Source organism: Streptomyces sp. NPDC048479 (genome assembly GCF_040651435.1).
Classification (GTDB): Bacteria; Actinomycetota; Actinomycetes; order Streptomycetales; family Streptomycetaceae; genus Streptomyces.
In genome coordinates, this window is sequence record NZ_JBEZKA010000071.1 from 1 (window position 1) to 9,334 (window position 9,334).

6 protein-coding genes and 3 pseudogenes are annotated in these 9,334 nt (G+C 69.9%); 3 read left to right on the plus strand and 6 right to left on the minus strand.

What is annotated here, in order from left to right; translation table 11 throughout:
- Positions 1-85: 85 nt before the first annotated feature.
- Positions 86-1,001 (plus strand): annotated as a pseudogene (locus tag AB0D12_RS40415) (IS3 family transposase); the annotation flags it as partial.
- Here AB0D12_RS40415 and AB0D12_RS40420 read toward each other — a convergent pair.
- From AB0D12_RS40420 to AB0D12_RS40440, 5 genes and pseudogenes are all read right to left on the minus strand, one after another.
- A complete protein-coding gene (locus AB0D12_RS40420; protein ID WP_362694876.1) occupies positions 970-1,635 on the minus strand; it encodes a hypothetical protein in 666 nt (221 codons plus the stop codon). The pseudogene AB0D12_RS40415 and the gene AB0D12_RS40420 overlap by 32 nt on opposite strands.
- A 232-nt stretch (positions 1,636-1,867) precedes the next feature.
- Positions 1,868-2,296 carry a hypothetical protein gene (locus AB0D12_RS40425; RefSeq protein WP_362694879.1) on the minus strand — a complete coding sequence of 143 codons (429 nt, stop codon included), beginning with the start codon at positions 2,294-2,296 and terminating at the stop codon, positions 1,868-1,870.
- A 130-nt stretch (positions 2,297-2,426) separates the two neighbouring features.
- Positions 2,427-2,732, minus strand: a pseudogene (locus tag AB0D12_RS40430) (transposase); the annotation flags it as partial.
- Positions 2,684-4,216 carry a transposase gene (locus AB0D12_RS40435; protein ID WP_362694882.1) on the minus strand — a complete coding sequence of 511 codons (1,533 nt, stop codon included), beginning with the start codon at positions 4,214-4,216 and terminating at the stop codon, positions 2,684-2,686. The pseudogene AB0D12_RS40430 and the gene AB0D12_RS40435, both read right to left, overlap by 49 nt.
- Before the next feature lie 25 nt (positions 4,217-4,241).
- Positions 4,242-4,553 (minus strand): hypothetical protein, encoded by a 312-nt coding sequence (locus AB0D12_RS40440; RefSeq protein ID WP_362694885.1) that lies wholly within the window; start codon positions 4,551-4,553, stop codon positions 4,242-4,244.
- A gap of 272 nt (positions 4,554-4,825) precedes the next feature.
- Here AB0D12_RS40440 and AB0D12_RS40445 point away from each other — a divergent pair, with 272 nt between their 5' ends.
- Positions 4,826-7,687 (plus strand): DEAD/DEAH box helicase, encoded by a 2,862-nt coding sequence (locus tag AB0D12_RS40445; RefSeq protein WP_362694891.1) that lies wholly within the window; start codon positions 4,826-4,828, stop codon positions 7,685-7,687.
- A 104-nt stretch (positions 7,688-7,791) separates the two neighbouring features.
- The gene (locus AB0D12_RS40450) at positions 7,792-9,045 is read left to right on the plus strand and encodes an SWIM zinc finger family protein (RefSeq protein ID WP_362694888.1); all 1,254 of its coding nucleotides are present in this window, start codon (positions 7,792-7,794) and stop codon (positions 9,043-9,045) included.
- Positions 9,046-9,181: 136 nt separating this feature from the next.
- Here AB0D12_RS40450 and AB0D12_RS40455 read toward each other — a convergent pair.
- Positions 9,182-9,334 (minus strand): annotated as a pseudogene (locus tag AB0D12_RS40455) (IS3 family transposase); the annotation flags it as partial.

A 9,334-nucleotide genomic window follows, 5' to 3' on the forward strand; every position in this document is an offset into this window, starting at 1 on the left:
GCGGGCAGACACCACAAGACTGCCGCAACCCCAAGAATCCACCCACGATCTGACGCTCACTCACCGATTGCCTGAATTAACCACCAGGATCGGAGGTGAAGTGAGCCCCCGCCGCTGGGACTTCATCTGCGAGAACCGCGCCGACTTCGGCATCAAGCGGATATGCAGAGTCCTGGGCGTCTCCCGCTCCGGCTACTACCGGCACCAGGCCAGTGCCGAGGCCCGCGCCGAGCGAGCCGCCGAAAAAGCGCGGACGGTGTCTGAGATCCGCGAGATCCACGCCGATCACCAGGGCGCCTATGGTGCCCCCGCGGGTGCATGCCGAACTGCGGTCCCGGGGACAAAAGATCAACCGCAAGCGCGTCACCCGGCTGATGAGGATCAACCGCATCGTCGACCGGCACCTACGGCGCAAGAAGCGCACGACCAACGCCGACAAGACGGCTCCGCCCGCGTCTGACCTGGTGATGCGCGACTTCACAGCGGACGTGCTGAACACCAAGTGGTGCGGCGACATTACTTACGTCGCCGTCGGATCGGTGTGGCTGTATCTCGCCACGGTGATCGACATCTGCTCGCGGCGCGTGATCGGCTGGTCTATCGCGGACCACATGCGCACCTCCCTGGTCACCGATGCGATCGAAATGGCCGTGGCCGCCCGCGGCGGCCAGGTCCACGGCGTGGTTTTCCACACGGACAGGGGCGCTCAATATACGAGCGCGGCGTTCGCCGATGTCTGCCGCCGGCACGGCATCCGCCGCAGCATGGGCCGCGTCGGCTCGAGCTACGGCAACGCCCTCGCCGAGTCGTTCTTCCAGGGCCTGAAACGAGAGTTGCTCCACGGGAGGCGCTGGATCTCCAAGGCGCAGACCCGCCTGGAGCTGTTCCGCTGGCTGGCCTACTACAACCGGCGCCGCCGTCACTCCGCCCTCGGCTACCTCACACCAGCCGAGTTCGAACAACAACTGATCACACCACGTACGCTGTCACTCGTCGCATGAAACCCGGTGTCCACTCCCGGGGATCAACCTCAGGTGATCTCCTGCTCGACCGATGGGCGGAGGGCGGACTCATCGGCGGACGGGCTGCCTCCAAGTGCACTGCGCGATTGTGGAGGTGGACTTGGCGGGCGACCTTGTTCTGGGCGAACTGATGGGGTTCAGGGCTGCCGCGCTCGCGCAGGCGGCGCCAGATGCGCTGCCAGACGTCGTCCATGCTCAGTGTGGATCCGGCGCCCGTGATGCCGTGTTCCAGGATGTCGATCAGTTCGCCGGTGAACTCCGGGAACGCTGCTTCGCGTGGGGCGAAGGAGGGCTTGGTCGGCGGGGCGGAGGTCAGGACGCAGTCGCCGTAGTCGTCCGTGTCGTCGGCTTGCTCCGCTGGGGGTTCGTCCAGGGCGCGGGCGAGGTCGGTGCGGGTGGGGGCGGCGATGGTGGACATGGCGCCGGCCAGGCCGCTGTAGCAGCAGTCGAGCACGGTGATCCGGTATCGGGCCTGGTAACCAGCCTGTCGCAGCACATTGCGCAGTGTGCGGTAGTGCACAGTCCCGATCTCCGGCTGGTCCGTGTTGGCGCCTGCCAGCGCGAGGTACAGCCGTTCATCGTGGTCGCGCAGTCCGTGCCCGGCGAAGTACACCAGCAGGGTGTCCGTGGCGTGCCGGGCTGCGCCGTATACGGCGCCAAGGATTTGTTCTGCGGAACTTTCGCGCCCAGTTCGGTGACGTGCTCGGGCGGCAGGCCCCAGACGGTCGGGTCCCGCAGCAGGGTGGCCAGCTGCTTGGCTCCGGCTGCCGCGGCGGGCAGCTGCTTGAGGTCGGGGTGGGGTGTAGGTGCCGATGCCGATCAGGACGGCCCGGCTGCGGGCGGGGTCAGGAACCGGCATTGCCTGCGCTCTGGGGCGGTGTTGCGAGGGCTTGTGCGATGCGGGCTGCGTCCTGCTCGGTGCCGTTCTCCACCACTACGCGCACGTTGCCGTGTTCGATCACCATGCGTGCCCCGGCCCTGAGGCGTGGTGGCAGGGAGGCGCGGAAGGACTTGTGGGCGTAGACCAGGGCGGTGGTGGAGAAGCCGGAGGAGATCGCGAGGCTGATCCATTCGACCAGGTCGCCGGACATCGCGCCGTCGGTCGGTTCCGGGCGGATCCGGCGGATCTCGGTATGCAGGGCCACGGTCCGGTCCTGTGCCAGCCAATTGGCGAAGTCGCCGGTCAGCCGTGCGGCTGCGTGCCCGTCCGGGCTGTCGTCGCTCGCGCTGCTGCTGTCGATCTGTAACGCATCCCCGCAACCCCCTGAACTCACCGGTCCGTTGAGGCACAGCCAGCTGCGACGCGCCCTGGACGCGTCTCCCCGGGACCGATCGCCACCACCGTAGAGGCCGCTCCCGGCCTTGTACACGAAAAGACCCGAAAAGGTGCCTCTATGGCTTTCGTCAAGCCGTAGCCGGTGTGGGTGGTTGGTAGAAGGTGCCGTCGCGGAGCATGGCGAAGAGGACGTCGATGCGTCGTCGGGCGAGTGCGATGAGTGCGGCGATGTGGTGTTTTCCCTCGCGGCGTTTGCGGTCGTAGTAGGCGCGTGACTCGGGCTGGGAGAGCGAGGCGAACGCGGCGAGGTAGAAGGCTCTCTTGAGTTGTTTGTTGCCGCGCTTGGAGGGGTGTTCGCCGCGGATGGAGGAGCCGGAGTTCCGCGTCACGGGGGCAAGGCCGGCGTAGGCGGCGAGGTGGCCGGCGGTGGCGAAGCCGCTGCCGTGCGAGCCCGGGCGAGGGCCTCTTCTGGTTCCCTGGGGCGCAGGGTGAGCATGCGGCGGCCCAGGGCTGAGATGGTGCGCTGGTCGCGGAAGGGGCAGGGACGGCAGGTGCGGACGCTGAAGGTGACGACGATAGCGTCCATGCCATGCTGCTTCACCGGGTTCCAGTGCGCGCTGCTCTGGCCGGCGGGGCAGCGGACCTGGCGGGTCTTCCAGTTGATGGTGAAGTCGCTCTTGTCGAAGCCGGTGGCAGCCTTGGCCTGGGCCGAGTGGTCCAGCAGGACCGGGGTGACCATACGGGTCCCCTGCTCCAACGCGGCGGCAATGAGGTCGGCGGAAGGGTATCCGGAATCGAGGTAGTGCTCGGCGGGCTTGATCCCCTTCTCTGCCAGGCGCTGTGAGACCGGGGCGGTCGCTTTCACGTCGGGCACGGTGGCGTCGGTGGTGAACACGTCCGTAATCAAGTTCGGTGCAGCCCGGACACCGGCTTCGGCTTCCGTGGGAGTGTCGCAGGTCTCGGTGAGGTGGACCTTGTAGCCCATCCAGAACAGATCCTCGCCCTTGGCCGCCCAGCGTGCGTCGAGGTCGTAGGGCGAGGCGAGGCGGAGTTGACTGGGCGGGACGCCCTCGTCGTCGGCGGCCCGCTTCTTGATCACCTCCCGTCCCCTTGTGTCGGTACGGAGGTAGTAGGTCTGCACAAGGACCTGCCGCAGGGCCCGCACCGCGTCGATCTCGCGGATCCATCCGGGGGCATCAGACGCCCAGGCCGCTCGGCACAAGGCCAGCGCGTCCTGACCGAAGGCCTGTGCGAGTCGATCGCGTTTCGTCTGCGAGGACGGCATGCGCCAGCCCTCCACCCGGGGATCGTAGCGGTGGGCGAACTCGGCCACGTCGACCTGTTCGGCCAGCCAGGACGGTGCCGCGAGAGCAAGTGCTTTCAAGGCCGCCCACACGCTCTCCCCGGCCAGCTCCAGTCGGTTCAAGTCCCGCACCGCACTGATCACATGGGTGGAATCGGTGTGCTGCCTGCCCCCGGCCGTGACCAGCCCTTCCTGCCTGCAATGTTCAAGGAGCCGGTCGAAGACCAACCGCTCCATGCCATGTTCGGCTAGCCGGGCACGGAACCTGCTCAGCACACTGGCATCGAAACAGGTATCCGTCAGCTCCGTCCCCAGGGCGTACTTCCAGTCGATCGCCCGCACCGCCATCGCCGCGGCCTGCCGATCGGTCAGGTCCTCAGCGAACTGCAACACCGTGACCAGGCACAACGCCCCCGGAGACAGCCCCGGCGCACCGCGCACCCCGAACGTTTCGGCGAACGGCTCATCCGCGAAGACCTCCGCAAGCCGGTCCCGTACCCGCGTCGCCAGGCTCCCCTTCGCAAACGCAGCCCGCGCCACCAGCACCGTCTGCTCCGGGACCTTCCAGCAGCCCCTTCGGCCGCATCGACATCCACACCACCCCCACGACCGCACGACAGGACAACGACCGCACGAACGATCATCCCGCGCCCACGCTCACCCTCGCACGGAATTGCGCAGCAGAGTGGCAGTCGATGAACCAGGTCACCCATGGTGTGGCGAGCTCGCCCTCCACGTCGACCTCGACGGGCACGTGCTTGTGGTCGCCTTCCCATACGGCGTTGCGGTGCGTCGGAGGCCGCTGGCCGAACACGTCGTGCGCGCGCCGCGCGGCTTCCCCGCTTTTCAGTCCGGCCCGCTCTCCGCGGGTCAGGTCCCGGCGGACCGCCCGGTGCAGCGTCGACAGGGACGGCACCGCCGGCGCGTCCGGATCCTCGGCCGCTCGCTGCATCAGCTCGGCGTGGACCCGGGAGGCGTTACCGCCCCACAGCGCCAGCAGCCCCGCGCGCGCGATGTATTCGGGCCGCTGCTGAACTCCGCTGCCTGGTTCCCTGGCCCGGGAGCGGAGTTCAGCAGCGGCTCGGTGCCCGGCTCGGTTACGCTCGATGGGCGGCTTGATACCTGTCGCGTAATTCGGATCGAAAGCAGCTCACCTCTGTGGCGACCGGCCCTGATGTCATCGAGACTCCCGACGATGAGATTTTCACCTCGGCACCGGCTGCCATGGACCCGGCCCGGCTCGGGGAGCTGGCTGCCTGTGCCGCTGTTTTCCTGCCTGCTGACCCGCCAAGGCTTGGCCGGGTGGCCTTCTGGCGTACCGACGGCCACGCTCCGCCTGCGGTGACCGGCCGGCTGACCGTGGTGAGGCCGCATGGTGTTTCTGTGCGGCGCCGTGATGTCGACGCCACGATCGTGCCGGTCTCCCAGGCCCTGCCCGCACTTGGCCGGATGCGCGGTGTGCCGGGCGCGGACCGGGCCGCCGCGTTCTGGGGCGCGGCGAGCGTGCTTGCTCTGCAACTCCTCGCCCGGGGCAGACTCTTGCCCGGTGTCAGCCCCGGTGGTTTCGACGCCTGGCGTATCGGGCCGTACGACCAGCAGGACGTGGCGCGGGTGCGGGAGTTGGCTGCTGCGATGCCGCCCGAGGCCCGGGCGGTGCCGCTGGCCGGGCCGGCGCCGGTTCGCCTGCCCGAGGCTGAGCCGCTGTTGCGGGCCTTCCTGGACGCGGTGGCCGATGCGCTGCCCCGTACGCCCGCCGCGCCGGCGGCCGCCGGCACCACGGCCTGGACCGCTCAGGTGCCGCAGCCGGTTCCCCACCAGCGCGGCTGGGCGGCGGAGGTCGCCGCCGGGCTGGATGCGGGGGTGCGAGTCTCCCTGCGGCTGGAGCTCCCCGGCCTGCCCGCCCGCGACCGGGACGACATCGATGACCCGGGCGCCTGGGAGGACGAAGACGGGGGCAGTCCTTTCCGGGCTGTCGTCCAGTTGCACAGCCTCGGTGACGCCACCGTGGTGGCGGATGCGGCGGATATCTGGTCGGGCCGGTCGGCGGCCGGTGGCGTTTTCGGTCCGCGTACGAAGATCGACACTTTGCTGACGCTTCGCCGGGCCGCGAGGGCCTGGCCGCCGCTGGGCCGGTTGCTCACCGCCGTGGCTCCCGCCGAGCTGGAGCTCTCGGACACCGAGGTGTCCGAGCTGCTCGGGGAAGCCGCCGCCTCTCTGGCTGCCGCGGGGATCCAGTTGCACTGGCCGAAGGAGCTGGCCCGCGAACTCCTCGCCCGCGCGGTGGTTGAGCCGGCCGGGAAGGCCGGCTCCGACCTGCCGTCCGTGCTTGGTGCCGATACGCTGCTCACCTTCCGCTTCCAGCTCACCGTCGGTGGCCGCGAGCTGGACGACGCCGAGCTGGACCGGTTGGCCGAGGCACAGCGGCCCGTGGTGCGGCTGCGTGACCAGTGGGTGCTGATCGACCCCGAAGTGCTGGCCCGGGCCAGGGGCCGCAAGGAGCGCCAACTCACCCCCGTCCAGGCGCTGGGCGCGGTCCTGAGCGGCAGCACGGACGTCGGCGGGGAGCGGGTGGAGGTCACGGCCGGCGGCTGGCTGGCCGAACTGAAAGAACGCCTCGCGGACCCCGAGGCCACGGCCCGCCGGGCACCGCTGGCGCAGCCCGCCGCGCTGAGGGCGACCTTGCGGGACTATCAGCTGCGCGGTCTGGCATGGCTGCAGCAGATGACCTCGCTCGGACTCGGGGGCTGCCTCGCCGATGACATGGGCCTGGGCAAGACCATTACGTTGATCGCTCTGCACCTGCACCGGCAGAGCGACCAGGCCACGGCCGGGCCGACCCTGGTGATCTGCCCGACCTCGCTGCTCGGCAACTGGGCCCGCGAGATCGAGCGGTTCGCCCCGGGGACGCCCGTGCGCCGCTTCCATGGCCCGGCCCGCAGCCTGGACGACCTGGCGGCAGGCGAATTCGTCCTCACCACCTACACCACGATGCGCTTGCACGCGCAGCAACTCACCCAGGCGGGCGCCTGGGGCCTGTTGGTCGCGGACGAGGCCCAGCACATCAAGAACCCCTTCACCGCCACCGCGAAGGCGCTGCGCACCCTCCCCACCCAGGCCAAGGTCGCGCTCACCGGCACACCGGTGGAGAACAACCTCTCCGAACTGTGGGCGCTCCTGGACTGGACCACTCCAGGACTGCTGGGCCCGCTCAAGGCGTTCCGCGACCGCTACGCCCGGGGCGCGGAGCGTGGTGAGGATCCCCGGGCTGCCGAGCGGCTGGCCCGGGTGGTGCGGCCGTTCCTGTTGCGCCGTAAGAAGTCCGACCCGGGGATTGCTCCGGAGCTGCCGCCGAAGACCGAGACGGACCGGGCGGTCGCTCTGACGAAGGAGCAGATCGCGCTCTATGAGGCGGTGGTCCGCGAGACCCTGGCCGAGATCGGCCGCAGCACCGGCATCGCCCGGCGTGGCTTGGTGGTCAAACTACTCACCGCGCTGAAGCAGATCTGCAACCACCCGGCCCAGTACCTGAAGGAGCCGGCGGGTAAGATCGCGGGCCGTTCGGGGAAGCTCGACCTGCTCGACGAGTTGCTCGACACCATCCTGGCCGAGGATGGCGCGGTGCTGGTTTTCACCCAGTACACCGCGATGGCCCGGCTGATCGAGGCGCACCTGGCAGCGCGTGGGGTGCCCACCCAGTTCCTGCACGGCGGCACCCCGGTGAACCGGCGCGAGGAGATGGTGCGGCGCTTCCAGGACGGGCAGGTGCCCGTCTTCCTGCTTTCGCTCAAGGCGGCGGGCACCGGCCTGAACCTGACCCGGGCCGGTCATGTGATCCACTTCGACCGCTGGTGGAACCCGGCGGTGGAGGACCAGGCCACCGACCGGGCCTACCGGATTGGCCAGACCCAGCCGGTCCAGGTGCACCGGATGATCGCGGAGGGCACGGTGGAGGACCGCATTGCCGAGATGCTCAAACGCAAGAAGGATCTCGCCGACTCCGTCCTCAGCGGCGGCGAAGCCGCGTTCACCGAACTCACCGATGCCGAACTCGCCGAACTCGTCCAACTACAGGTGAACCCCCGATGAGCCGTCCGAAGAAGGCTGACGACGGCCGTCACCGGACCTTCCCCCCGCTTCCTGCGGCCCGGGGCCCTCGGTCCTTCGCTGAATCCTGGTGGGGCAACGCGTGGGTGGAAGCACTGGAGGGCAAGCAGCGTTCCGCGACCGGGCGGCTCGCGCGGGGGCGGACCTACGCACGCGGCGGCAATGTCGGCGAGATCACCGTCACCCCCGGGCGGGTGGCCGCCCGCGTCCAGGGCAGCCGCCCCGCGCCGTACCGTACGTCGATGGACATCCCCCAGCTCAGCCCCCGTGACTGGGAACTGCTGCTGGATACCGCCGCCGCCCAGGCCGGGCATATCGCGGCCCTCTTCGATCACGACATGCCCACGGCCCTGGTCGACGACGCCGCCCGGGCCGGTGTCCGGCTGTTGCCCCGGCAAGGTGAACTGACACCCAACTGCTCCTGCCCTGACTGGGGCTACCCCTGCAAGCACGCCGCCGCCGTCTTCTACCAGGTGGCCCGCCTCCTCGACCACGACCCGTTCGTCCTGCTCCTGCTGCGTGGGCGTGGCGAGCGCGAACTGATGGACGAGCTCCAGCGGCGCAACGCCGTCCAGACAGCGGCCGAGGACATCGCGCCGCAGGCCCTTGCCCCGGCCAGACAGCTCGGTGTGCCCGCCCGCGACGTATTCGCCACCGCCCGCGCAGGGATAGCACCCCTCCCTGCCCCGCCACCCGAGGCTGACCGCCCAGGGCAGGTGGCATCGTTCGCGACCGCGGGCGACCCCGCACCCGAACTGGACCCGTCGGCCCTTCAGTTCCTGGCGGCCGACACGGCCACCCGCGCGGCACGACTGCTCCGCCAGGCCGCGCTGTCCCACGACGTCCCGCACCAGCCCACCGGCCCGGCCAACCTCACCGCGGCCGAGGATCTCGTACGCCTCGCGGCGGCCGCACCCCCATCGGAAGTCTTCGCCCGGCTCTGCAGGCACGCAGGCCGCACCCCACAGGCGCTCACACGAACGGTACGGGCCTGGCGACAGGGTGGCGCCGCAGCCCTGACGGTCCTGGACGACGCGTGGGACCCGGGCCCATCGCAACTCAGCCTGGCCCGCGAGGCGATCAAGCAAGCGTGGGAGGGCGAACAGCCCCCAGGACTGCGAACCGCGCGCAACCGGCTGACGGTGATCGGACACGACGCCCAGCTACGGCTGGGCACCGACGGACGCTGGTACCCGTACCGCAAGGAACAGGGCGGCTGGTGGCCGGCCGGTCCCGCAGACCGGGACGTGACAGCAGTACTGGCCGGGCTGCTCGCCAGCCTGGACATCACGCCCACTCCACGCCCAGCTCCGCGAGGGCGGCGCGCTGTGGGTCGGTGAGCTTGTCCCGCCTCGCCTTGGTGTTGCTCATAAATACGCCGAGCCGGACGGACACCGGTTCGGTCTCGCCGTCGACGGTGATTTCTTCGCTGTGCCCTCGGGGTACCGGCTTGCCCGCGCCCCCCGCGCGATGTACCTTCTCCGCCTTCAGCAGGCGGGCGTTCTCCGCCCGCAACCGGGTCAGCTCCTCCGCCTCACCCATACCGGCATCACGGCGGGCGGGCACGGCCTGAGACTCGTCCTTGCGGACCCATGTCCGCAAGGACTCGGCGGTGACACCGAGATCCGC

Bases quoted from the DNA above. Each gene is read 5' to 3' on its own strand.
- AB0D12_RS40440 (WP_362694885.1), bottom strand. From the start codon at position 4,553: ATGCAGCGAGCGGCCGAGGATCCGGACGCGCCGGCGGTGCCGTCCCTG.
- AB0D12_RS40445 (WP_362694891.1), top strand. From the start codon at position 4,826: ATGGACCCGGCCCGGCTCGGGGAGCTGGCTGCCTGTGCCGCTGTTTTC.